The sequence below is a fragment of the Paraburkholderia dipogonis genome, from assembly GCF_046027395.1.
GTDB lineage: Bacteria > Pseudomonadota > Gammaproteobacteria > Burkholderiales > Burkholderiaceae > Paraburkholderia > Paraburkholderia dipogonis_A.
In genome coordinates, this window is the sequence record NZ_JAQQEG010000002.1 from 57,945 (window position 1) to 81,521 (window position 23,577).

The window sequence follows — 23,577 nt, forward strand, 5'->3', positions numbered from 1 at the left end:
CGCGCCTGGTGCAAAGCACTGCGATAGCAACTTCAAGGAGACGACGAAATGGCAACGACATACGAAGTGGTGCTCTACGGAGCGAGTGGTTACACAGGCAAGCTCACGGCCTGGAAGCTCGCCGAACGCGGGATTCCGTTCATTGCCGCGGGGCGCAACAAAGAGCGGCTGCAAGAGGAGATGTCCAGGGTGCCGGAACTTGCCGGACATGACTATCAGTGCGTCGCCGTCGAGCACGAAACGAACGCGCTGACAGAACTCTTCAAAGGCAGGAAGGCGGTTATCAATATCGTCGGGCCGTTCATGCAACTCGGCCGCCCGGTGGTCGAGGCCAGCCTCGCGGCGGGTTGCCACTATGTCGATACGACGGGCGAAACCGACTGGATGGCCATGTTGAAGCGCACATACGGCGAGGCGTTTGCCGCAAAAGATCTGGCGCTGTGTCCCGGCAATTCGTACATGTGGACCGAAGGCAATCTGGCGACCGAGATCGCTTTGGAAACCCCGGGCATCGACACGCTCGACGTGATCTACCTCGGGGATTCGGAAGTCAGCATCGCGTCGACGATGTCGTTTCTGCGGATGTGCACGAAGCCGCAGTTCTTCCTGCGGAACAACGAGCTCGTGCAATGGCCCTGGGCGACGCCGTATCAGGTTCACGTGCCCGGTGAACACATGCTGCTGAACGCGCTGCCCTGGGGCGGCGGCGGCGAACCGATCTGGTACGAGGACGATCCGCGTGTGCGCAATTGCCAGACGCTGGTGTCGTTCAGAAATCAGGAGCGTTTCAATGCAGTCGTCGGCTTGCTGAAGAAGTTCGAGGACGAGTGCCGGCATCTTGATCCAGCCAAACAGGAAGAGATCACCAACGAATGGGGCAAGGCCGTCACGCAGACCGAACCCGCCCGCGAGAATCCCGATGTCAACCGTTGCACGCTGTCATGTCAGGGACGAGGCAACGTGAATTCCGTCAGCGTGATTCTGCGCGGCAATTCGCCCTACGCGCAAACCGGCGTGCTGGGTGCGGAAGCAGTACGCCGCATTCTGCGAGGGCAGTTGCATGCGGTCGGCTTCGTCTCGCCGGCGCGGGCGTTCGGCGCGCGCAATCTCCTCGCGGCGCAGGCCGAAGAAGGCTACCTGCACTACGAAGTGAAGAGCGTTTGAACAGCGTGGATCGGAACGCGCCGCGTTGCATGGTCGCGTAGCCAATGAGCGAGGGAGAAGTGAACATGAGCAAGGACGTATACGTCGTGGGCATCGGGATGACGCCCTTTGGCAAACATCTGGACACCAGCGTGAAACAGATGACGTGCAAGGCCGTGGAAGACGCGCTCGCCGATGCCGGTTGCGATAAAGGGCAACTGCAGGGCGCGTTCTTCGGCAACTCGACGCAGGGGCACATGGACGGCCAGCACATGATTCGCGGCGAGCTTGCCTTGCGCGCGATGGGCGTGCACGGGTTGCCCGTGATCAACGTCGAGAACGCCTGCGCGAGCGCCAGTACCGCATTTCATCTGGCGGTGAACTACGTGAAGGCGGGGGCTGCGGACATCGTGCTCGCGGTGGGCGCCGAAAAGATGTTTTCGACGGACAAGGCGCGCACGTTCAGCGCGTTCGACGGTGCATGGGACGTGCACGATACCGAGAACGGCAGGCGCAGGTTGCTAGAGATGGGAAAGGGCATTGAGCCACCCGAAGGAAGCGTATCGGAGAAGCCCTATAGCGTGTTCATGGATATCTACGCGTCGATGGGGCGCATGCACATGCGCGAATTCGGCACGACTCAACGGCAGATTGCCGCGGTGTCCGCCAAGAACCATGGGCACTCGGTACACAATCCGCTCGCCCAGTACCGGCAGGCCTACTCCGTGGAAGAAGTACTCAGCGCGCCGCCGATCACCTATCCGCTGACGCTGCCCATGTGCTCGCCGATCAGCGACGGCGCGGCTGCGGCGATCGTGTGCAGCGAGGCCGGCCTTGAACGGCTCAAAGGCGGGCGCACACGGGCAATTCGCGTGCTGGCTTCCGTGCTTCAGACCGGCAGCGACCGGCCGGCCGCCGCGCTCGACCAGCATCTGGTCCGGCTCGGCTCCATCAAGGCCTATGAACAGGCCGGCGTGGCGCCGCGGGACGTTTCGGTCGCCGAAGTACACGATGCGACTGCAATCGGCGAAATCATCCAGTCTGAAGTGCTCGGGCTGTGTGAACCCGGGATGGGCGGCGCGGCCGCGGAGCGCGGAGACACCTCGATCGGCGGGCGGATTCCGATCAATCCGTCCGGCGGCCTGGAATCGAAAGGGCATCCAATCGGCGCGACCGGGTTGGGCCAGATCTATGAGCTCGTTACCCAGCTACGCGGTGAAGCGGGACAGCGCCAGGTCGAGGGCGCGCGTATCGCACTTGCGGAGAATGGCGGTGGTCTGTGCGGCGTGGAAGAAGCCGTGGCCGGCATCACGATTCTCGGACGTTAGCGTTGAGGCCGTGACGGCCGGCAGAGATCCGGCACGCACACGATATCGAACACCATCAGGAGACACCGTGCCATGAGCACCAGACCAGACACCATCCTGGCGGCGCTGATCGCCAATCGCGTCGACACCATGCCGGATCGGGACGTGCTCACGATCGAGGGCGCCGGTGTGCGGCCCGACGAGGTGCGCACCTACCAGCAGCTCTGGGACAACGGCCAGCGTCTCGCTCAAGTCCTGATCGATCGCGGCCTGCGTCCCGGAGAGCACTTCGCATTGTTGATGGCTAACCACGCCGAGTTCATCGAAGCCATGGTTGCGGCATCGATCTCGGGCACCGTATTCGTGCCGATCGATCCGCGCACCAAAGGCGACAAGCTCGCCTACATGCTAGACAACGCACAGTGCAGAGGCGTCATCGCCGCCGACTACGCGCTCGGCAATCTCGCCGCCGTGCGGGGAACGCTTACGCAACTGTCGTGGGTGATCGGGCTCGAGACGGACGAAGGCGCGAGGCCGCTCTCCGACTTCCCCGATGTGCTGTCCTACCGCGCGTCACGGCCGGAGCAGGTGCCGGAGTTACCCATTCTGACGCGTGACCCCGACAGTCCGATGCAACTGATCTTCACGTCCGGCACGACCGGCGATCCGAAGGGCATCGTCATGACACATCTGCGCTACTGCTCAACCTCGGCAGTGGTGCCGGCAATGTTCGGTTACGCGGCCGACGAGCGTCCCTATTCAGGACTGTCGCTGACCCACGCCAACGCTCAGGTCATTACGCTCGGTGCATCGCTCGCCACCGGAATGCGGGCCGTGTTGTCGCGCCGCTTCACGAAGTCGCGGCTGTGGGACATCACACGCAAGTATCAGTGCACCACCTTCACGCTGCTCGGCGGAATGACGACGGCGATCTACAGCGAACCGGCCAGGCCAGACGACTCGGACAACCCGGTGCGCTTCGTGGTTTCAGCGGGGATGCCCGCGGCGATCTGGGCCGACTTCGAGCAGCGCTTCGACGTACGAATCGTCGAGTTCTACGGCGCCGCGGAGGGCGGGCTCACGGTCAAGCACGTCGGGGTCGGGCCGGTCGGCAGTATCGGCAAGCCGGTGCCCACGCTCAAGCACCGCATCGTCGACGACGACGGCCGCGACTGCGCGCGAGGGGTGCCCGGCGAACTGCTCTTCCGGCCGGCGGACGGCTCGCCGTTCAAGGTCGAATACTTTGGCAACCCGGATGCGTCCGCGAAAAAAAGCAAGGACGGCTGGTTGCACATGGGCGACGTCGTGCGTGAAGACGAGAACGGCTGGCTCTTCTTCGAATACCGCAAAGGCGGCGGGATTCGCCATAACGGTGAATTCATCAATCCCGCGCCGATCGAGAAGGTAATTGCCGAGTCCGGCGTAATCGAGGACGTCTATGTGTACGGTGTAGCGGCGTCATCCGGCGCGCCAGGCGAGAAGGATGTGGTTGCGGCCGTCGTGCCGAAGCGGGCGTCGGACTTCGACCCGCAGCAGGTGTTCCGTCTCTGCCGCGCGAAGCTCGAAGCGAGCTCGGTGATCTCCTTCCTGCAGGTCGTGCCCGAGATTCCCAAGACTGCATCGGAGAAGCCACTGGAGCGCCATCTCGTCGAAATGTTCGGACAGCGGCGTGACAGCGTTTTCACCGAGATCCCATGACGGTTCCCGCCAGGGAGTCGAATACCGCGCACGTGTAGTCGAAATCGACTCGGCGGACCGTGCCCCATGCACCTGAATCGACCGGTTCGTTGCCGGCCGGGCGGAGCGTTTTTGTCAAAACGGAGTAGGCAATGAAAGTACTTGTTCCCGTCAAGCGCGTCGTCGACGCCAATGTGAGGGTTCGTGTGAAGGCCGATGGTAGCGCCGTCGACATCGCCAACGTGAAGTTGTCGATGAACCCGTTCGACGAGATCGCCGTGGAGGAGGCCGTGCGTCTGAAAGAGGCCGGTGCTGCCACGGAGGTGGTCGTGGTGTCCTGCGGCGTGCAGGCGTGCCAGGAAACGCTGCGCACCGCGATGGCGATCGGCGCCGATCGCGCGATCCTGGTCGAGACCGAGGCCGAACTGCAGCCGCTCGCCGTGGCCAAGCTGCTGAAGGCGCTGGTCGACAAGGAGCAGCCGCAACTGGTGCTGCTCGGCAAACAGGCAATCGACGACGACGCCAACCAGGTCGGCCAGATGCTCGCTGCGCTGCTTGGTTTGCCGCAGGCGACGTTCGCATCGAAGGTGGTCGTGGAAGCCGGGAAGGCGACGGTGACGCGCGAGATCGACGGCGGCCTGGAAACGATCGAGGTCGACCTGCCTGCTGTGATCACCGCCGATCTCCGGCTCAACACGCCGCGTTACGCAACGCTGCCCAACATCATGAAGGCGAAGAAAAAGCCGCTCGATGTCGTGACGCCAGACGCCCTCGGTATCGACGTCACGCCGAGGCTGACGACGCTCAAGCTGGCGGAGCCCGCGAAACGCGAGGCGGGCATCCGCGTCGCCGACGCCGCCGAGTTGGTGGAAAAGCTGAAGAACGTGGCGCGTGTGATCTAGAGAAAAGGGAGACAAACATGTCCGTACTCGTTATTGCAGAACACGACAACCAAACGCTCAAGGCGGCGACCCTTAGCGCCATCACCGCTGCCGCTCGCCTCGGCGACGAAATTCATGTGCTCGTAGCGGGATCTCAATGCGGGCGAGTCGCGGAGCAGGCGGCGAGCATCGCAGGCGTGGCCCGCGTGCGCGTGGCCGATGCCGCGCAATATGAGCACGCGTTGGCGGAAAACCTGGCCGCCCTCATTGTCGGGCTAGCTCCCGGTTACAGCCATCTATTCGCGCCGGCCACCACTTCCGCGAAGAACGTGATGCCGCGCCTGGCAGCGCTGCTCGACGTCGCGCAGGTCTCGGAGATCGTGGCGGTGGAGTCGGCGGATACGTTCGTGCGTCCCATCTACGCCGGGAACGTGCTCGCCACGGTGCGAAGCGCGGATCGCATCAAAGTCTTGACGGTTCGAACCACGGCCTTCGCCGCGGCGCCGGCCGAAGGGGGCGCCGCGGTGATCGAATCGCTCGCGCCGGCCGCGGAGGTTTCGGCTTCCCGCTTCGTAAGCCAGCAACTGACGCGCTCCGAGCGTCCTGAACTCACCGCCGCGCAGCGCGTCATCTCGGGCGGCAGGGGCATGGGTTCCAGTGAGAGCTTCGCGCTCCTCGACGAGATCGCCGACCGGCTCGGCGCGGCGGTCGGCGCATCCCGTGCCGCGGTGGATGCCGGTTTCGTTCCCAATGACTATCAGGTGGGCCAGACCGGCAAGGTCATCGCTCCGCAGCTTTATATCGCGGTGGGCATATCGGGCGCGATCCAGCATCTGGCCGGAATGAAGGACTCGAAGGTGATTGTGGCGATCAACAAGGACGAAGAAGCACCCATCTTCCAGATTGCGGACTACGGCCTCGTCGGCGACCTCTTCAAGGTATTGCCGGAGTTGTCGCGTGAACTGGACAAGCAGCAACAGAACTGATTCCAGGAGTCAATGATGACCACCTATATTGCGCCGTTGCGCGACATGCATTTCGTGATGAACGAATTGGCCGGCCTAGACGCTTTATCGTCGCTGCCGGGCTTTGAGGACGCGACGCCGGAACTCGCCGGCGCCGTGCTCGAGGAGGCCGCAAAGTTCGCCACCGAAATGCTTGCGCCGCTCAACAAGACCGGCGACGAGCAGGGTGCGCGCCTGACCCGCGATGGCGTCATTGCGGCAGACGGCTTTGGGGCGGCCTACCAGCAATTCGTCGCGGGAGGCTGGAACGGGCTCAGTGGCGATCCTGACTACGGCGGTCAAGGTCTGCCCGAACTGCTGCATGCAGCGACCGTGGAGATGTGGAACTCCGCCAACATGTCCTTCGCCCTGTGCCCACTGTTGACGGCGGGTGCCACCGAGGCATTGCGACTGCACGGCTCACAGGAACTCAAGGCCCGCTACTTGCCGAACCTGATTGGTGGGGCGTGGACCGGCACGATGAACCTGACCGAGTCGCAAGCCGGTTCGGACCTTGCCGCCGTTCGCACGAAAGCCGTTCCTGAGGGAGATCAGTATCGCCTGTATGGGCAGAAGATCTTCATCACGTGGGGCGATCATGACATGACCGGCAATGTCATCCATCTCGCGCTTGCGCGTACGCCCGATGCGCCCGAAGGCGTGCGCGGCATTTCGCTTTTCCTGGTGCCCAAGTTCCTCGTGAACGCCGACGGCTCTTTGGGACAACGCAACGATGTGCACTGCGTGTCCCTCGAACATAAGCTCGGCATTCACGCGAGCCCGACCTGCGTGATGAGTTTCGGCGATCAGGACGGCGCGATCGGCTATCTGGTCGGGCAGGAAAACAGGGGCCTCGCGCATATGTTCACGATGATGAACGAGGCCCGCCAGAAGGTCGGCATTCAAGGACTCGCGATGGCGGAGCGCGCGTATCAACAGGCGCGTGAATACGCGAAAGAGCGCATTCAGGGCAAGCCGGCCGCAAGCAAGTCGAGCACTGCTGTGGCGATCATTCAACATCCGGACGTGCGGCGCATGTTGCTGACGATGAAGGCTCAGGTGGAAGCGATGCGAGGCTTCGCCTATGTGATGGCGGCCAATGCGGACTACGCGCACCGGCATCCGGACGCCGGTGAACGCGACCGCTATCAGACTCGCGTCGATCTCCTGATTCCGGTCCTGAAGGGTTGGTGCACTGAACTGGGTCAGGAGATCGCGTCGCTCGGCGTGCAGGTGCACGGTGGGATGGGCTACATCGAAGAGACCGGCGCGTGCCAGTACCTGCGCGACGCTCGCATTTCAACCATCTACGAGGGTACGACGGGCATCCAGGCAGCAGACCTTGCAGGCCGCAAGCTCGCCACCGACCAGGGGGCGGCAATGGCTGAGCTGATTGCGGAGATGCGCGAGCTCGCGCTTGAACTGGAGCGCAGCGCGGATACGCGCCTTTTCCCGGTCGGCGCCGCGGTGGCCACCGGCGTGCAGGCGTTGGAGGACGCCACCGGGTGGATGCTTCGAGCTCTGGCGAAAGACGTGGACGAAGCATTGGCCAGTTCATTCGACTATCTGATGCTCACGGGCTATGTGTGCGGTGGATGGCAGATGGCGCGCGCCGCGCTGGCCGCGTCGAGAAAATGCGCTGCGGGCGAAGATCCGGACTTCCATGAGGCGAAGATCGCGACGGTACGGTTCTACGCGGACAAGATACTGCCCAAAGCGAACGCGCATCTGGAGATGATCCGGTCAGGCACATCCAGCGCGTCGGATATCGCCATCGAACAATTCTGATCCGGGTTTTGAAAATGAATCGACAAAATAACAAGTCTATATAAGTTCGTTATGCAAAATATAAAGCGGAGGCAAAGGTGAGGAAAGTCAGGTATCTGCCCTTGTTGGCAGGGGTAATGTGCGCCGGCGCACTGGCCCAAAGCGCGGGCAGTTTCATCGCGACTGGCGGCGGTACATGGATTGACTATGGCATGTCGTCGGCAACGCCATTGCAAAGCAGTTCGGCGGCAGGCACCTTCACCTCGTCGGGGACGGGTGGCCAGATACACAATACGTGGACGGTCGAGACGGCGTTTACCTATTTCATCACGGACAACATCGCGATTGATCTGGCTACCGGCGTGCCGCCGAAGCTCAAACTCTACGCGCAGGGAACGGTGACGCCGTTCGGCCCCGGCGGTCCGTCCCTCGGGCTGGGCAATCTGCAACCGCTCGCGACAACAAGAGCGTGGCCGCCCATTCTTTTCCTCAAGTACTACTTCGGCGCGGCGCAGGCGAAAGTGCGTCCGTTTATCGGTGTGGGTGTCAACTACACTTGGTATACGGCGGTCCAGCTCAATCCGACATTCAATGGTGCGTTGCACACGGTCGCCGGGCCAGGAGGGGACGTTAAGGCATCGCTTAGTCCGTCGTGGAATCCTGCATTCAATGCGGGCCTCTCCTATAACTTAAGCAAGAACTGGTACGCCACCGCATCGGTGACGTATATGCCGCTCAAGACGAATGCGACGATCACTGCCGTCGCGGCCAACGGGCAAACCGTGCTGACCAACAGGACGCGCATTACGGCCAATCCGTGGATCGGCTTCGTCGGGATCGGATACCGGTTCTAGCTGAATTGTTCACTGATGCCCTTTCGGTGCGAGGGCGTACAACCAGGAGGGAAGCATGCTAGTCACTCGATACCTGGCGAACGACCTGTTCGCAGGCAAGACCGTTTTCATCACAGGTGGCAGCAGCGGCATCAATCTCGGTGTGGCGAAGAATTTCGCCGCCTTGGGCGCCCATGTGGCCATCTGCGGCCGCACTCAGGAAAAGCTGGACACGGCTGCAACTGAACTGCGCGCATTCGGCGCCACGGTTTGTCCCATCGTTGCCGACGTGCGTGATTTCGCCGCGCTGGAAGCGGCTTTCGCGAGGAGCAGGGCGGAACTGGGTCCGATGGACGTGCTGGTGTGCGGCGCGGCCGGCAATTTCCTGGCCCCGGCGGAGAAACTCTCCGCCAACGGCTTCAAGACTGTCATCGACATTGATCTGCTTGGGGCCTTCAACGCGTCACGGGCGGCCTTCGAACAGTTGAAGGAGACGCAGGGCGCCATCCTCTACATCTCCGCCGGCATGGCGTACATGCCGCACGCTTTCCAGGTGCATGTGGGCGCCGCCAAGGCGGGCATCGATATGTTGATGAGAAACCTGGCGCTGGAGTGGGGGCGCTATGGTATTCGCACGAACAGCATCGTCCCCGGACCCATCGAGGGGACCGAAGGCATGAAGCGCCTATTGAGCGCGGAGCGACACGATGAATTCGTGAACGCCATTCCGCTGCGGCGCATGGGCACGGTGGACGACATCGGCCAGAGCGCGGTGTTTCTCGCTTCGCCGCTCGCTTCCTATATTTCGGGCTGTGTGATGGTTTGCGACGGCGGGCAGAACCTGGCCGGTTCGGCGCTGTTCAACATGGGCGCGGAACAGATGCTGCGCGCCCAGGCGAGATGAAAAGAGGGTGAGCTTCGAAAACCCCGGCGGACGATGGCGCCTTTCTGAAGGTCGATCTTCGCCGGACCTGCCTGGACGCGTGCCTGCCGACCTGGTAGCATGAGATGCTGCTCGCCGTCACCGGCGTGCGTTGCGATCGATTAGTGGACGCGGCTTTTCATCTTGATGTGTTAAAACCGGTGTTACGCAAGGGAGGGGCGTTCGACGGATCTCCTGGCGCAAACACGAAAAAAACAGATGTCGCTGAATCTTGAGCGTGTGTGATGACGTGAGCGCGCAGCGTCTGCCGAACCAGGGAGTGGTCTTATGCGGAAGCGGAAGTTCGCAGGAAAGATGACTAGGGAATCGAGTCTGCCGGAACTGCTGAACCGGCTTGAACTGGCATTGGCCGGAATACCCGATCGCACGTCTGTCTGTAAAGCACTGTCGGACCTCAACATGCGCCTCGGCTCGGTCGGCGGGCAAGCTCCCGCGCGAACCGGTCGTTCCGCGGCTTCGCGACGTCGGCGGCAAACGGCAGTTGAATCTTTACCGCTGTTTTCTTGAGCGTCAACGATCAACCCGCACAGCGCGCAGTGGAGCGGCTGCTTTGCTCCGAACGCTGTCAAAATGTCGGCAGATGCTAGGCAAGCAACAACAAGGCATCACCGAGCGAGAGCACCGTCGTGCGCGAATCGAACGCCGTTGAAAAAAGATGATCGTGCACGACCTGGTCCGGGTCGTAGCAGCAATCCTTGACCGTGAATAAGCGGAAGTCCGCATCGCTCGCGTACGCAACGGACGACAGCACGACACCGGTCGATGCTATGCCCACCATGAGTAGCGTGTCGATCCCCTGCGTGGAAAGCCGCTTCTGCAGATCGGTGCCAAAGAACACGCTGGCACGATGCGCGATGATGAGCGCTTCAGTGGCCTGCTGGCCGAGTTCCGGCGCGATCTTGTCGTCGACGAAAAGACCCAGTTGCTTGATTCCCTGCCCGTTTCTATTCAACGGACTGACTTCCGGATAGCCTGGACTAAAGTGGATTTTGGCGAAATAGACGCTGACACCCTTGGCCCGTGCAGCGTCGCACAGCTTGCGCGTATTGGCGAGCAGAGTGGGTGCGACCGATGGAAATAACCCCAGGATGTCCGTCTGATAATGCATGACGACCAGAGCGGTTTGCGCTGGAACGATCGCCGGAATCTGCATGTTCACGCTTTGCGCCGCGGCGGCGCTTTCCATGCCCTGTTGATGATCCGCCGGATCGACGGGTCCAGATTCGATGCGTGGCGGCATAAGGGCTACGCGATAAGGAAAGATGCTCGACTCTACCACGACCACCATGAGGTGAAATTTCAGGAAACGAAGCATGGTGGCGTTGGTTGCGGGGCGGCAGGATGTATGCGCTCCTATGTCGGCGGCCGTTCGCGGCTCAGAAGCGGACATCAATGCACGAATGCCAGAATTAAGCCGACCCGCGAAACGGGTTCGGCTTGAATGATTTGTCAGCCTGCAATTCGTGCCTCGGGAGAATGAGCGAGATCGCCTGTTCTTGCTGCCTGGATTGTTAATCGACTTCTTCGAACGTTCCTGTGCGCACCTCGCCGCCGCGCACATAGCGGGTAATCAGCACGCCGCCAGGCGTGCTGGTCGAGTGCGCCAGAGTGAAGGCAGACGCTTGTGCGTCGTCGCCGAACAAGCGCTTGCCGTGCCCAAGAATGATGGGGTAAATCAGAAGCCAAAGCTCGTCCACCAGGCCGGCTACGAGCAACTGGCGCACCATGTCGCCGCTGCCAAACGTCAATAGATTGGCGCCGTCCTGACGTTTAAGCGCGCGTATTGCGTCGGCAAGGTCGCCCTCCAGCGCGTGGCTGTTCTGCCAGTCAAGGGTACTGGATCGATGCGTGGCCACGTGCTTAGGTACGCTGTTGAACGGATCAGCGATGGCGCGGCTGTTTGAATCGGCCGGTACGCGCGGCCAATACGCCGCGAATATGTCGTAGGTGAAACGCCCCAGCAGTAACTCGAACGGCTGCGAGAGCAGGTCCTGCAAGTTCTGGCCGATGGCTTCGTCGGCATAGGGAACGATCCAGCCACCAAGGCGGAATTCGCCGCTGGAATCTTCTCCAGGCCCGCCTGGGGATTGAATGACGCCATCCAGACTGATGAACGCGGAAACAATGAGCTTGCGCATAATGTCCTCCAGGTCGACGGACCCGATCGGTCCGTAGATACGACGAACGGTTCGCATGTGGTCGACAACCAGCGCAGCGGTCAACACGCGCTGACCGCGCCAGCGTAACGCTGAATTAACCGTTCAGGGCGTCTGTCGGTGTCGATGGGCTGACGAATAAATGAGTATTTGACTCCTGACCCAGTTGCTCAATAGAAAACGCCCCTGTTTTGAAGTAGCGCAAGAATTGCCCCGGACGACGCTGAGGTCATTGCTCGCGATCTCGAGTTCGTCGCTCGAGCGCGCAGATCTTGTGTTGGGTGACCGCACACAGAAGCGCAAAAAACGTTGTCTATAGCCAGACGTCTTCGCTCCTCAATCCGGCCGTAAAAGCCCTCGTGGTCGAGATCGACATTGTTTGTTTTCAGGTAGTTAGGGTCGCTCGGAAGACGAGCGAATCAGGATTGGCACAACCCGTGCATTTATAGCTGTGGGCGCAACGACGGATGGTTTGGTGCTACCCGCGGCATCAGCATGCATTGCTCAGATCCCGAGAAACTTGTTGTCCGTTTGAGCCACTTTGTTAGCGCGCGGCAAAGTCCTACACGTCGACCCACCAACGTTGACCCTGGCGCGCCGCAATGGACCTCATCCGGGTGCGTTCGAATGTTCAACAAGCTTATTGGAGTCGTCATGAAAGCGAAATCTGTCGCCGCTCTGTTAGTCGCAAGCTCCGCGTTACTGGCAGTTCCCGCCTTCGCGGGCGGTAACGACCCGACTTCCCCCTATCGAAACGATGTCGGTGTGTCAGTATCGCACCGCGGTCAATCCGCTCAAACGAAGGCGGCGGCAGAGGGCCACGGCAGCGTGGTTAACGGGAACCACGGTGGCGTCGGCGGTAGCGAACCGGGCAAGTCGCAATCCGGTCGGCGTGCTCCGGGTGATAGCATCAACCCGATGTATCGCGGTGGCTGATGAGCTTGTTCGCGGAGCGCCAGTTCGCTGGTACTCCGCGACTGAACCGTTGCTTCTACGCCGATCGGGGCTCATGTCTTGACGGTGACGTTCCGATGAACGGTGGACGCCGAGCGAATGATTGCGGTACCGGACCATTTGGGTGAGCGGCCAGTTCCTGCCGTTCGATCGTCGCGTTGCCGGACAGCACGTCATCCGCCGACGCAGGACGACAACGCTCGCCCCAGACCCGCTTGACCCACGACTCCGCAGTAAAATAACTTCGTCTGGAGCACGCAGAGTACCAAGCGCCATGAAAAACCGTCCACGGTTCGTCACCGCAATACTGGCCGTGCTCGTCGCCATCGCGTTGCTTTTTATCCCATTGCCGCAGCGGATCGGGCTCGACACGCGCATCGTTACGGTCGCGTCGATTCAACGCCCTCCCACGGTCGTGTTCGACTATGTCACGACCCCGGCTCACTGGCCGGCCTGGCATCCGTCATCGCTTGCGGTCAGCGGCTCGGTTGACCATCCACTCGATCTGGGAGAGCAGGTAACGGAGGAATTCCGTGTAGCGGGCAGGCGCGGCCGCGTTGTGTGGACAGTCGCTGCACGGGAGCCTCCGGGCAAGTGGGCGATACAAGGAACGATTGATGGCAGACCGGCAGGCACCGTCACTTATTCGCTGATATCGACCGCGAGCGGAACTCGCTTCGAACGTGAATTCACTTATCGCGCGCCGTCGTTGTGGTTCGCGATATTCAACTGGCTCGTGCTGCGCGCGCGGATTCAACTGGAATCCGATACGGCAGTTTCGCGACTTAAGAGCCTTCTGGAAGCGGCACCGCGGCAATAGCCGCCTCGCTCATACCCATCGCGAGATCGAGCGGGCCGAGTTTCATCATCCTAGTGCAATCGGTCGAGTAATCCTCAGGGTTTGGCTCCGCCGTCGTGGGCTGCCTCGGCCTTAGTGGCAGTACTTGATCTGCGCAGCGTCTCGACGACAAGTTCGCGGAGCCAGCGGTCGCTCTCGTCGTTGTCGAAAGTGGCATGCCAATGCACGGAGGACTCGATGGCGCTGCGGCTCGGAATTCGCAAGAAGTTCTAGTTTTCGCGGGGCTTCGGATCGCTTTCCACGGGTCGCCCGAGCACGAATAACCAGCACAAAATGATGCAAGGGTAAATTTGCACTCGTATACTGGCGCCTATATCAGTCAAGGAAACAGTATGCGGCGCGTGATCGTACGGCGGTCGTCAGTCCACGGGAAGGGTGTGTTCGCGATGCGGCCGCTCGCGGCGGGGGAGTGCGTGCTTGAATACCGGGGCGAATTGACGAGCTGGCGGGAAGCCGTGCGCCGGCACCGGCGCGAAGGTGTCGCCGGGCACACGTTTCTTTTTGGCCTGTCGGACGGGCGCGTGATCGACGGGAGCCGTGGTGGCAATAGTGCGCGATGGCTGAACCATGCATGTGCGCCGAACTGCGAGACCATCGAAGAGGCTGGCCGCATCTTCATTCACACGATCCGGCCGATCGAGGCGGGTGAAGAGCTGTTTATTGAATACCTGCTGACGACTGACGATCCCTTAGACGAGGACGTTCGAGCCCAATACACTTGCCGGTGTGCCGCGGTGGGCTGCCGTCAGTCGATGCTGGCGGCTGTCGCGTGATTCAACGGGCTGATGAGCTTGCAAAGCAGCCAGCCCGCCTCGACTAATCTTAGACTATCGAGCCGCCGCCTGGCTGGCATGCTACTTTCGTATCGGCGGTGGCCTGCGATCGCTTGATAGGCGTCGCCTCGGGAATCGCTGCCTTCGCTGTGGTACCTGCTTTGATCAGCAGCGTCTTTAGCAGTTTCACGTTCTTGCCACAAAGGGACGTTCGACACTGGCGTCCAGATCGTTGACAATCAAGCTGGGTCCAACAATTACCAGAATGACCACGGATAGCCGATGCTAACGACATTCCGCATGCGCATGCAGGAGATCAAAACCTGGCTATTCAGATTATCAACGACAAAACTGATAGCGCTTGCTTTGGTAAGCACGTATCTAGCAGCACTCCCTCTGTTTCTTTGCGCTCCCTTTCTGATGTCCGGACAGTCGCTCGGCGGCCCCGATTTGGGAAAGCACGACATCCTTAAGATGGTCCTAATGGGTTGCATTGCGGCTCCCCTCATCGAGACGGCGATCAATCAGTGGGGATGTCTTCGGCTATTGAAGAAACTCCGTTGCAAGACGGGCGTTGCGATCAGCATCTCGGCTCTGATATTCGGCCTCGGCCATAGCTACAGTGCACCATACGTTTTTTTCGGAACGCTTGTGGGTGCCATATTCGCGATGGTCTTCGCAATCGAGGATGCGCGAAAAGGTCATCCCTTTATCGCTACGTTTGCTGTGCACGCACTGCGGAATGGAATTACCGCAGTCATCACGCTATTCGTTCTCTAAAAAGTTCGCCGATTTCTATCCTCGGTCTCGCCGGGCGTTTCGGCCCTAAACCAGCGTAAGCTCGCCGCCCGGTGTGTATTCGCATAGGCAAGGCTTCAGGACGATGCGTGGCGGACACGCAAGCTCCCATGAACTGGCGCCAGGCTTTTACGTGAACCGCTTGCGAATCCGCAAGACTGGCACAATCGAGAGGATATTCGATCCGCTTGGGAACCCTCATGCCAGACGCTATGACGTCGCCGCCGCCTTCACCCCGTATCGGCCCCCTCTTTGCATTGTTTCCTTTCCTGCGTCCCTATGCCGGCCGCTGGGCGCTCGCGTTCCTCGCGCTGGTGACCTCGGCGGGCGCCACACTGGTGTTGCCGGTGGCGTTCAAATACCTGATCGATCGTGGCTTCGCCGCGGGCGACCGGGGGCACATCGATCGTTATTTCCTCGCGCTACTGGTCGTTTCGCTGGTACTGGCCGGCGCCACGGCACTGCGCTTTTACCTCGTGTCATGGCTGGGCGAGCGGGTCACGGCCGACTTGCGGCGTGCGGTCTATGATCACGTGCTGAGCATGAGTCCGCAATTCTTCGAGACCACGCAGACCGGCGAGGTACTGTCACGGCTCACCGCGGACACCACCTTGATCCAGACGGTGGTGGGCACCAGCCTGTCGCTGGGATTGCGCAACTTTTTCCTGTTGACCGGCGGCGTGGCGATGCTGGCGGTGACGAGCCCGGTGCTGTCCGGCTACATCATCGCGACGCTGGTCGTGGTGGTCGCGCCTATCGTGATGTTCGGCCGGCGCGTGCGGCGGCTCTCGCGCGCGAGCCAGGACAAGATCGCGAACACGAGCGCGCTGGCGGGCGAGGTGCTCAATGCCATGCCGACCGTGCAGTCGTACACGCAGGAGCCCTTTGAAACACGCCGGTTTGCCGACGCGGTGGAGGCGGCCTTCGAGACCGCGCTCACGCGCATTCGCGCGCGCGCCTGGTTGACCGCCGTGGTGATCGTGCTGGTGTTCACCGCCATCGTATTCGTACTGTGGCTCGGGGCGCAGGCGGTACTGGCCGGCCGGATGACGGCGGGCCAATTGTCCCAGTTCATCCTCTACGCGGTGTTCACGGCGGGCGCCGTGGGCGCGGTCGCCGAGGTGTGGGGCGATCTGCAGCGCGCTGCCGGCGCCACCGAACGTTTGCTGCAGTTGCTGGCGGCGCGCTCGCCGGTGGTGGAGGCCGAGACGACGGTCGCGCTGCCCGCGCGAGGCGAGGGCATCCGCTTCGACGACGTCAGCTTCTCGTATCCGTCACGCCCAGGCATTGCGGCGCTTTCCGCAATCTCGCTCGACGTCCGTCCGGGCGAACATGTCGCACTGGTCGGCCCGTCCGGCGCGGGCAAGACCACGTTGTTCCAGTTGCTGCTGCGCTTTTACGATCCGCAAGCCGGCCGCATTCTGGTCAACGGCGTCCCGAACCGTGACGTGCCGCTCGATGAATTGCGCAGGGAAATCGGCGTGGTGCTGCAGGAATCGGTGATCTTTTCTGGGAGCGTGCTCGACAATATCCGCTATGGCGCGCCGGAAGCCACGCTCGCGCAAGTACAGCGGGCTGCCGACATGGCCGCAGCGGCCGGCTTTATCGAAGAATTACCGCAGGGATACGACACCTTTCTCGGCGAGCGCGGCGTGCGACTGTCCGGTGGACAGCGCCAGCGCATTGCGATCGCTCGCGCGATCCTGAAGGATCCGCCCATCCTGTTGCTGGACGAAGCGACCAGTGCACTCGACGCCGCGAGCGAACGGCTGGTGCAAAAGGCGCTGGACAATGCCGCGCAGAACCGCACCACACTGGTCATTGCACACCGCCTCGCGACCGTCCAACAGGCCGACCGCATTGTCGTGCTTGAACAGGGGCGTATCGTCGCGCAGGGTCGTCACGCCGAGCTCCTTCTGAGCTCCCCGCTCTATGCGCAGCTCGCTGCGTTGCAGTTCGGCGAGCAATTGGGGCCGACGCCGCACCGCGGCGCCTTGAGCGATCCTATTGGGTCGACGTAAGGTCGACGACGTAAGGTCGACGTAATGTGGGTGTGAAGGGCGCAAAACTGGCCGCACGGGCAGCCTGGATGAACGACCAACGCTAGTGATCGAATGCGCGCCGTCCCTGACAGCGCCTGTGTAATGACAGCAGGCGACTCACACCTTGCGGCCCGCTCTCTTTTTTTGGTCGTAAAGCAATGCGCCGGTTTCAACCGGAATGAACGGAGCCTGAAAATGATCGATCAGAAAATCGATGAATGCCCGGGCGCGCGCCGTCTGGTTGCGTTGGCTGGGATAGTAGACAAACAGGTCGGCCGACGGCAGTACCGTGTTGGGTAAAACCAGCTTTAGCCGGCCGCTTTGAACGTACTTCGCCAGATCCCATTCGGAACGAATCAATATCCCATGTCCGTCGAGCGCCCACCTCAGCACGATATCGCCATCGTTGCTCGAAAGCGCGCCTTTGACCTTCAACGCTTCGGTGTGGTCCCCCTGCATATACCGCCACACGCCATAAGCATCATCGTTCTGGCGATGAATGATGCAACGGTGCCGAACCAGATCCTCTATGCGCTCCGGGGTCCCAAACCGTTCGAGGTATTTCGGGGAGGCGCAAAGAAAACGACGATTGCTCATGATGCGCCGGGCGCTAAGCCGGCTGTCAGGGAGCGTTCCAAAACGGATCGCCATGTCGAACGCCTCCTCGACCAGATCGATAGGCCGATCCGTCACTTCAAACTGGATCTCCACATTGGGAAAGCGCTTCGCGAAGTCGGACACGAGCGGCGCGATGGCCGTGCGCCCGAAACCGAGCGTCGCATTGACGCGTAGCAGTCCATGGGGATCAGATCGAGCCCCCGATATCTCATCCTCCATTTGCCGGAGTTGCCCGACGATCTGTGTCGCGTAGCGCAGGTAGGTCTCGCCCTCCGGCGTCAGGCTGACACTGCGTGTTGTCCTGTTGACCAGGCGCGCCCCCAGTTTTTGTTCCATCAGCCCAAGGCGTTTGGTCGCGGCCGGCGGCGTGAGATCGAGCGCTCGCGCCGCCCCTGACAAGCTTTTGAGTTTGGCGAGGAGGATGAAAAACTCGAAATCGGATGCCGAGTCAGTTGTCACTTTGGTTGTTCACCTAAAGTAAAAGATGAAATGAATCTAAGCGAATTCTAACGCCTCATTTCGCGGATAAGCTAGTTTCCATTGCAGCCAGACGCATGCGATACGTGGCCAAAATTCAGGAGACACCGTCATGAGAATCGTTGAAATCCGCGAAAAAACCATTCCGATCAGTTCCCCCATCCGCAATGCCTACATCGACTTCAGCAAGATGACGCTGAGTCTCGTCGCCGTGGTGACGGACGTCATCCGCGACGGCAAGCCGGTGGTGGGTTACGGCTTCAATTCGAATGGCCGCTACGGCCAGGGCAAACTGATGCGCGAGCGCTTCATTCCACGTATTCTCGAAGCCGACCCCGCCACGCTCGTCAACGATGCCGGCGACAACCTCGATCCGCACAAGATCTGGGCGACCATGTTCATGAACGAAAAGCCGGGCGGTCACGGCGAGCGCTCGGTCGCGATCGGCACCATCGACATGGCGATCTGGGATGCGGTGGCGAAGATCGAAGGCAAGCCGCTGTTCCAGTTGCTGGCCGACCGTTACGGTGACGGTCAGCCGAATCGCAAGATCTTCGTGTATGCGGCGGGTGGCTACTACTACCCAGGCCAGGACCACGAGAAGCTGAAAGACGAAATGCGCAGCTATATCGACCGTGGCTATACGGTCGTGAAGAAGAAGATCGGCGGCGCTTCGCTCGACGAAGATCTGCGCCGCATCGACTCGATTCTGAGCGTGCTGGGCGACGGACAAAGACTCGCTGTCGACGCCAACGGCCGCTTCGATCTCGACACGGCGATCCAGTACGCGAAGGCACTCTCGCAATACGACCTGTTCTGGTACGAAGAGCCGGGCGACCCGCTCGATTACGAATTGCAGGCCACGCTGCGCAACTACTACGACAAGCCGATGGCGACCGGCGAAGACCTGTTCTCGATGCAGGATGCCCGCAACCTGATCCGTTACGGCGGCATGCGCCCGGATCGCGACTGGTTGCAATTCGACTGCGCGCTGAGCTACGGCCTCGTCGAGTATCTGCGCACGCTCGACATGCTGCGCCAACACGGCTGGTCACCGAGCCGCTGCATTCCGCACGGCGGCCATCAGATGTCGTTGAACATCGCGGCCGGACTTGGCCTCGGTGGCAACGAGTCCTATCCGGACCTGTTCCAGCCGTATGGCGGCTTCCCCGATGGCGTGAAGGTGGACAACGGCTTCATCACGATGCCTGATCTGCCCGGCATCGGCTTCGAAGGAAAAGCCGATCTCTTCGCCGAGATGCAAAAGCTGTCCGCATAAGCCGCGAACCGGCAAAACGCGCCGACAAAAAGTGTCGGCGTAGCGTTGTTAAAAATAGACAAAAGAACGCTGGCGAAATCGGTCCGTGCTCGCCGCAGCGGTAGATCCCGCTGTGGAGAGTGCGGACCTGACTTTCATTAGAAGATGCCACGCATAGGAGACAGTCATGCGGGTTTCAAAGATCGGAAAATCTCTTTCCAAGCTCTACGTACAGGTTCTGATTGGCATTATTGCCGGTGTCCTCGTCGGGCATTTCTACCCTGACATCGGTTCTCAACTCAAACCACTCGGAGACCTGTTCATCAAACTGATCCGGATGCTGCTTGCTCCGATCATATTTGCCTCTGTTGTCGTCGGCATTGCCCGCATGAACGACCTTCATGAGGCCGGTCGCGTCGGCGTCAAGGCGGTCGTTTACTTCGAAATCGCATCGACGATTGCGCTCGCTGTCGGCCTTGTCATCGTGGACGTCATCAAGCCGGGCAGCGGTATGAACGTCGACCCCGCGCATATCGACAGCTCAGCGATCTCCACCTATACGCACGCGGCACAGCAGCATGGGATGCTCGAGTTCTTCATGAGCATCGTTCCGAACAGCATTGTCGGAGCGTTCGCGAATGGAGACATCCTGCCGATCATCTTTTTTTCGCTTCTGTTTGCCATCGCGCTCGCCAGGCTGGGGCCTCGCACGACGCCGTTCGTCGATATGCTCGACATGTTCCTTCAGGGCATGTTCGGCGTCGTGCGAATCGTCATGTATGTCGCGCCCATCGGTGCCTTTGGCGGCATGGCATTCACCATCGCGAAGTACGGAATCGGCACGCTGGCATCGTTCGGCCAACTGATGCTGTGCCTTTACCTGACCTCGATTTTCTTCGTAGTCGTGGTGCTGGGTCTGGTGATGCGGATAAGCGGGCTGTCGTTGTGGAAGTATCTCCGCTACATCAAGGACGAAATCTTCATTACTCTCGGTACCGCTTCGACTGAAGCGGTACTCCCGCAGATGCTCATCAAAATGGAGAAGCTGGGGTGTTCACGGCCCGTGGTCGGAATGGTGTTGCCAACGGGCTATACCTTTAATGCCGATGGCACGGCGATCTACCTGACCATGGCCTCGATGTTCGTCGCGCAAGCAATGAATATTCACCTGACGATCTGGGACCAGTTGCTGTTGCTCGGCGTGCTGCTGCTGACATCCAAAGGGTCCGCGGGTGTGGCCGGAGCCGGATTCGTCGCGCTGGCTGCCACGCTGGCCTCGATGCACAAGATCCCCGTGTCTGGATTGGTGCTGCTGCTCGGTGTCGATCGCTTTCTCAACGAGGCTCGTGCGGTCACGAATCTGATCGGCAACGGGGTGGCGACCATTGTGGTAGCTCGATGGGAAGGGGCGCTCGATATGAACAAGGCCCGCGCGATGCTCGACCGTGCCGACACGAGCATCGATGCGTTGGAGTCCACTGACGACGAGGCGCCGACAGATCGGACGCCTTCGAAGGACGCCATGATTCGGTCCCACACTCTCTGAGCCGTTCAGCCAACGCGCCGACCGGTTCAAGCAGGTTCAAGCAGGTTCAAGCAGGTTCGTGCAGGATCGACGGATCGAATGGCGCCATCCTGCGCAGCGCGAGACGAAAGTCGCGTGCGACCGACGAGAGCGCGGCATCGCGCCGTCGAATCAGACCGATGGTTCGCGCGACCGTCGGATCGACCAGCGGCCGGATCGCGATGCGCGCGTGCGCATCGCGCGGCGCCGCGCAACGCGGAATGATGGAGATGCCGAGCCCCGCCTCGACGAGCCCCAATGAAGTGGTCAGATGCTCGATCTCGATCAGCCGGTCGGGGCGCCAGTCGATATCCCTGAGCGCGGCGTCGAGCATGCGCCGGTTGCCGCTCGACGTGCCCGAGACAATCAGCGGCCACGGCCGCAACTCCGGCCACGTCACATGTTCGCTCGCGGCGAGCGGATGATCCGAGGGACAGGCCAGCACATAGGGATCGACAAGCAGTTCGTCGATTGCAAGCTCAGGCGATTCGTTCACCAGAAACGCGATGCCGAACTCCGCCTCGCCGATCGCGACACGTTGCACGACCGTCGCGAGGTTGGCCTCGATGAGCCTGAGCCGTACTTCAGGACGCCGCCTGTGATAACTGCTGACGATTTTCGGTAGCATGAATTTGGCTACCGTCGGAATGCACGCGATGGTCAACTGACCGGTGCGGATACGCGTCGCTTCGCTCACGAGTTCGAGCGATGCATCGAGCTCACGCAACACGCCCTGCGCGCGCGGCAGCAGCAATTCGCCGGAACTGGTGAGCGCGACGGTACGTGTGGTGCGTTCGAACAGCATGGCGTCGAGCGCTTCCTCGAGCCGTTTGATGCGCCGCGTCAATGCGGACGCGGACAGGTTCAGTTCGATCGCCGCGTCGTTGAACGATGCGTGTGACGCGACCGCGACGAATGCTCGCAATGCGTCGAGATCGACACCCGGAAAACGGTTCATCTGCACCCCGCTGACTCTTGCATGTCACGCAATAATAATCACGTCGCGTGCAATTCACAAACGCGTCGGGGCTGCGGATACTGAAGGCGCGACATTTTCGTGCAACCCAATCCGCGCGATTGCACCCAAACGGCACCCGAACGATGAACCAGCACAACGACGTAGGCGCAAACCCTTATACCGGCGGCGTGGCCGCATTCGTCGCGGGCTTGCGGTATGAGGCGATACCGGACGAGGTGCGCGCGCGCATCAAACTGCTGATTCTCGATTCGCTCGGCTGCGCCATTTTCGGCGCCGGGTTACCGTGGAGCCGCATTCTTGCGGATACCTTGCAGCGCGTCGATAGCACGCCGGGTTGCCGCGTGTGGGGCATGCCGATGCGTCTGTCCGCGCCGCACGCGGCGCTCGTCAACGGTACCTTGATCCAGAGTTTCGAACTCGACGACGTGCATCGCGTCGGCGTGCTGCATGTCGGGGCGGTGACCTTGCCGGCCGTGCTGGCCGTCGCCGAACTGTTGTCCGCCGGCGCGCCGATGTCAGGCCGCGATTTTCTGCGCGCCTGCGTGGCGGGCTATGAGGTCGGCCCGCGCGTGGGCATGTGCATGGGACCGGAGCACATCGCGCAGGGCTGGCATTCGGGCGCGACGGTCGGCGTATTCTCGGCCGCGGCGGGCGCGGCAGCCGCGTTGCGGCTCGATGTGGAACAGACGGTGCACGCGCTCGGCATCGGCGGCACGCAGGCGGCCGGGCTGATGGCCGCGCAGTTCGGCGCGATGGTCAAGCGCATGCACGCGGGCCGGGCCGCGCAAAGCGGCCTGTACGGCGCGTTGCTCGCGCAAAACGGTTTCACAGGTATCGTCGACGTGTTTGAAAACCCGTACGGCGGCTTCTGCAGCACGTTCTCGCGTTCGTCGGACCGCTTCGATCTGACGCAACTCGTGGATGGCCTCGGCGAGCGCTTCGAGACCATGCGTATCGCGTTGAAGTTCTACTCGTGCGTGGGCAGCAATCACACCACGCTCGACGCGATCCGCGCGATGCAGGCGCGTCATCCATTCGGTCCGGACGATATCGAGCGGATCGTCGTGCACGGTTCGCGCGTGACGGTCGATCATGTGGGCTGGAAATACATGCCACAGGGGCTGACCTCCGCGCAGCTCAACCTGCCGTATTGCGTCGCAACGCTGCTGCTCGAAGGCGACGTCTTCGTCGACCAGTTCAGCGAGGACAAGGTCGCGGACCCGCAGCGCATGGCGCTCGCCGATCGCGTGCAAGTGGTCGAGGATCCGTCGATCACGGCGCGCGGTTCCATGCTGCGGCATATGGTGCGCGTCGAGGTGCTGTTGCGCGACGGCACGCGGCTCGAAGAAACGCTCGAGGCGCAGCGTGGCAGCGAACACGCGTTCGCGAGCGAGGCGGATATCGTCGGCAAGATGAGAAAGCTCGCCGCGCATCGAGTCGACGCACGGCAGATCGCGCGCATCGTCGACTGGGTGATGCACGCCGAAGATCAGCCGGACGCCAGAGAACTCGCGCGGCTTCTCGCGAGCGCGCCCTGAGGAGCC

20 protein-coding genes are annotated in these 23,577 nt (G+C 61.4%); 16 read left to right on the forward strand and 4 right to left on the reverse strand.

Going from position 1 to position 23,577, the window contains the following annotated elements; translation table 11 throughout:
* The first annotated feature begins 48 nt into the window (after positions 1-48).
* The 9 genes from PQR32_RS02540 to PQR32_RS02580 all read left to right on the forward strand — a co-directional run bounded on the left by PQR32_RS02540 (position 49) and on the right by PQR32_RS02580 (position 9,770).
* Entirely contained in the window at positions 49-1,164 is a 1,116-nt protein-coding gene (locus tag PQR32_RS02540; protein WP_408222012.1) for a saccharopine dehydrogenase family protein, read from the forward strand.
* 65 nt (positions 1,165-1,229) lie between these two features.
* Complete coding sequence (locus PQR32_RS02545) at positions 1,230-2,471, forward strand: thiolase family protein (RefSeq protein WP_408222013.1); 1,242 nt, start codon at positions 1,230-1,232, stop codon at positions 2,469-2,471.
* 72 nt (positions 2,472-2,543) lie between these two features.
* Positions 2,544-4,148 carry an AMP-binding protein gene (locus tag PQR32_RS02550; protein ID WP_408222014.1) on the forward strand — a complete coding sequence of 535 codons (1,605 nt, stop codon included), beginning with the start codon at positions 2,544-2,546 and terminating at the stop codon, positions 4,146-4,148.
* A gap of 131 nt (positions 4,149-4,279) precedes the next feature.
* Positions 4,280-5,029 (forward strand): electron transfer flavoprotein subunit beta/FixA family protein, encoded by a 750-nt coding sequence (locus tag PQR32_RS02555; protein ID WP_408222015.1) that lies wholly within the window; start codon positions 4,280-4,282, stop codon positions 5,027-5,029.
* Between the two features lie 17 nt (positions 5,030-5,046).
* On the forward strand, positions 5,047-5,994 hold the full coding sequence (locus tag PQR32_RS02560; RefSeq protein WP_408222016.1) for an electron transfer flavoprotein subunit alpha/FixB family protein: 948 nt from the start codon (positions 5,047-5,049) through the stop codon (positions 5,992-5,994).
* A gap of 15 nt (positions 5,995-6,009) precedes the next feature.
* Positions 6,010-7,800, forward strand: coding sequence for an acyl-CoA dehydrogenase C-terminal domain-containing protein (locus tag PQR32_RS02565; protein ID WP_408222017.1), 1,791 nt, complete (start codon positions 6,010-6,012; stop codon positions 7,798-7,800).
* 77 nt (positions 7,801-7,877) lie between these two features.
* The gene (locus tag PQR32_RS02570) at positions 7,878-8,633 is read left to right on the forward strand and encodes an OmpW/AlkL family protein (protein WP_408222018.1); all 756 of its coding nucleotides are present in this window, start codon (positions 7,878-7,880) and stop codon (positions 8,631-8,633) included.
* Between the two features lie 55 nt (positions 8,634-8,688).
* Complete coding sequence (locus PQR32_RS02575; protein ID WP_408222019.1) at positions 8,689-9,516, forward strand: SDR family oxidoreductase; 828 nt, start codon at positions 8,689-8,691, stop codon at positions 9,514-9,516.
* 104 nt (positions 9,517-9,620) lie between these two features.
* A complete protein-coding gene (locus PQR32_RS02580; RefSeq protein WP_408222020.1) occupies positions 9,621-9,770 on the forward strand; it encodes a hypothetical protein in 150 nt (49 codons plus the stop codon).
* 368 nt (positions 9,771-10,138) lie between these two features.
* On the opposite strand, the gene PQR32_RS02585 is transcribed toward PQR32_RS02580, so the two are convergent.
* A complete protein-coding gene (locus PQR32_RS02585; protein ID WP_408222449.1) occupies positions 10,139-10,741 on the reverse strand; it encodes a cysteine hydrolase family protein in 603 nt (200 codons plus the stop codon).
* Between the two features lie 325 nt (positions 10,742-11,066).
* On the reverse strand, positions 11,067-11,693 hold the full coding sequence (locus PQR32_RS02590) for a dihydrofolate reductase family protein (RefSeq protein WP_408222021.1): 627 nt from the start codon (positions 11,691-11,693) through the stop codon (positions 11,067-11,069).
* A 1,246-nt stretch (positions 11,694-12,939) separates the two neighbouring features.
* On the opposite strand from PQR32_RS02590, the gene PQR32_RS02595 reads away from it, so the two are divergent.
* The 4 genes from PQR32_RS02595 (at position 12,940) to PQR32_RS02610 (ending at position 17,116) form a co-directional block, all read left to right on the forward strand.
* Positions 12,940-13,485, forward strand: a complete 546-nt coding sequence (locus PQR32_RS02595) for an SRPBCC family protein (RefSeq protein ID WP_408222451.1) — start codon at positions 12,940-12,942, stop codon at positions 13,483-13,485.
* Between the two features lie 371 nt (positions 13,486-13,856).
* A complete protein-coding gene (locus tag PQR32_RS02600) occupies positions 13,857-14,297 on the forward strand; it encodes an SET domain-containing protein (RefSeq protein ID WP_408222022.1) in 441 nt (146 codons plus the stop codon).
* Positions 14,298-14,579: 282 nt separating this feature from the next.
* Entirely contained in the window at positions 14,580-15,077 is a 498-nt protein-coding gene (locus PQR32_RS02605) for a CPBP family intramembrane glutamic endopeptidase (RefSeq protein WP_408222023.1), read from the forward strand.
* Positions 15,078-15,295: 218 nt separating this feature from the next.
* A complete protein-coding gene (locus PQR32_RS02610; protein WP_408222024.1) occupies positions 15,296-17,116 on the forward strand; it encodes an ABC transporter transmembrane domain-containing protein in 1,821 nt (606 codons plus the stop codon).
* 138 nt (positions 17,117-17,254) lie between these two features.
* Here PQR32_RS02610 and PQR32_RS02615 read toward each other — a convergent pair whose 3' ends face one another.
* A complete protein-coding gene (locus tag PQR32_RS02615; protein WP_408222025.1) occupies positions 17,255-18,214 on the reverse strand; it encodes a LysR family transcriptional regulator in 960 nt (319 codons plus the stop codon).
* Between the two features lie 130 nt (positions 18,215-18,344).
* On the opposite strand from PQR32_RS02615, the gene PQR32_RS02620 reads away from it, so the two are divergent.
* Together PQR32_RS02620 and dctA are read left to right on the forward strand one after the other, a co-directional pair.
* On the forward strand, positions 18,345-19,511 hold the full coding sequence (locus PQR32_RS02620; protein ID WP_408222026.1) for a mandelate racemase/muconate lactonizing enzyme family protein: 1,167 nt from the start codon (positions 18,345-18,347) through the stop codon (positions 19,509-19,511).
* A gap of 166 nt (positions 19,512-19,677) precedes the next feature.
* Positions 19,678-21,036 carry a C4-dicarboxylate transporter DctA gene (dctA, locus tag PQR32_RS02625; protein WP_408222027.1) on the forward strand — a complete coding sequence of 453 codons (1,359 nt, stop codon included), beginning with the start codon at positions 19,678-19,680 and terminating at the stop codon, positions 21,034-21,036.
* A 46-nt stretch (positions 21,037-21,082) separates the two neighbouring features.
* On the opposite strand, the gene PQR32_RS02630 is transcribed toward dctA, so the two are convergent.
* Positions 21,083-22,012, reverse strand: coding sequence for a LysR family transcriptional regulator (locus PQR32_RS02630; RefSeq protein ID WP_408222028.1), 930 nt, complete (start codon positions 22,010-22,012; stop codon positions 21,083-21,085).
* Between the two features lie 143 nt (positions 22,013-22,155).
* Here PQR32_RS02630 and PQR32_RS02635 point away from each other — a divergent pair, with 143 nt between their 5' ends.
* Positions 22,156-23,571: an MmgE/PrpD family protein gene (locus tag PQR32_RS02635; RefSeq protein WP_408222029.1), complete on the forward strand. Its 1,416-nt coding sequence runs from the start codon at positions 22,156-22,158 to the stop codon at positions 23,569-23,571.
* Positions 23,572-23,577: the final 6 nt, after the last annotated feature.

What these genes read in the sequence shown, in the direction of transcription:
- PQR32_RS02590 (WP_408222021.1), bottom strand. Translation starts at nt 11,693, where the DNA reads ATGCGCAAGCTCATTGTTTCCGCGTTCATCAGTCTGGATGGCGTCATT.
- PQR32_RS02605 (WP_408222023.1), top strand. Translation starts at nt 14,580, where the DNA reads ATGCTAACGACATTCCGCATGCGCATGCAGGAGATCAAAACCTGGCTA.
- PQR32_RS02610 (WP_408222024.1), top strand. Translation starts at nt 15,296, where the DNA reads ATGCCAGACGCTATGACGTCGCCGCCGCCTTCACCCCGTATCGGCCCC.
- PQR32_RS02620 (WP_408222026.1), top strand. Translation starts at nt 18,345, where the DNA reads ATGAGAATCGTTGAAATCCGCGAAAAAACCATTCCGATCAGTTCCCCC.
- PQR32_RS02575 (WP_408222019.1), top strand. Translation starts at nt 8,689, where the DNA reads ATGCTAGTCACTCGATACCTGGCGAACGACCTGTTCGCAGGCAAGACC.
- PQR32_RS02545 (WP_408222013.1), top strand. Translation starts at nt 1,230, where the DNA reads ATGAGCAAGGACGTATACGTCGTGGGCATCGGGATGACGCCCTTTGGC.
- PQR32_RS02595 (WP_408222451.1), top strand. Translation starts at nt 12,940, where the DNA reads ATGAAAAACCGTCCACGGTTCGTCACCGCAATACTGGCCGTGCTCGTC.
- PQR32_RS02585 (WP_408222449.1), bottom strand. Translation starts at nt 10,741, where the DNA reads ATGGAAAGCGCCGCCGCGGCGCAAAGCGTGAACATGCAGATTCCGGCG.
- PQR32_RS02565 (WP_408222017.1), top strand. Translation starts at nt 6,010, where the DNA reads ATGACCACCTATATTGCGCCGTTGCGCGACATGCATTTCGTGATGAAC.
- PQR32_RS02550 (WP_408222014.1), top strand. Translation starts at nt 2,544, where the DNA reads ATGAGCACCAGACCAGACACCATCCTGGCGGCGCTGATCGCCAATCGC.
- PQR32_RS02630 (WP_408222028.1), bottom strand. Translation starts at nt 22,012, where the DNA reads ATGAACCGTTTTCCGGGTGTCGATCTCGACGCATTGCGAGCATTCGTC.
- PQR32_RS02555 (WP_408222015.1), top strand. Translation starts at nt 4,280, where the DNA reads ATGAAAGTACTTGTTCCCGTCAAGCGCGTCGTCGACGCCAATGTGAGG.
- dctA (WP_408222027.1), top strand. Translation starts at nt 19,678, where the DNA reads ATGCGGGTTTCAAAGATCGGAAAATCTCTTTCCAAGCTCTACGTACAG.
- PQR32_RS02580 (WP_408222020.1), top strand. Translation starts at nt 9,621, where the DNA reads ATGCTGCTCGCCGTCACCGGCGTGCGTTGCGATCGATTAGTGGACGCG.
- PQR32_RS02600 (WP_408222022.1), top strand. Translation starts at nt 13,857, where the DNA reads ATGCGGCGCGTGATCGTACGGCGGTCGTCAGTCCACGGGAAGGGTGTG.
- PQR32_RS02635 (WP_408222029.1), top strand. Translation starts at nt 22,156, where the DNA reads ATGAACCAGCACAACGACGTAGGCGCAAACCCTTATACCGGCGGCGTG.
- PQR32_RS02560 (WP_408222016.1), top strand. Translation starts at nt 5,047, where the DNA reads ATGTCCGTACTCGTTATTGCAGAACACGACAACCAAACGCTCAAGGCG.
- PQR32_RS02540 (WP_408222012.1), top strand. Translation starts at nt 49, where the DNA reads ATGGCAACGACATACGAAGTGGTGCTCTACGGAGCGAGTGGTTACACA.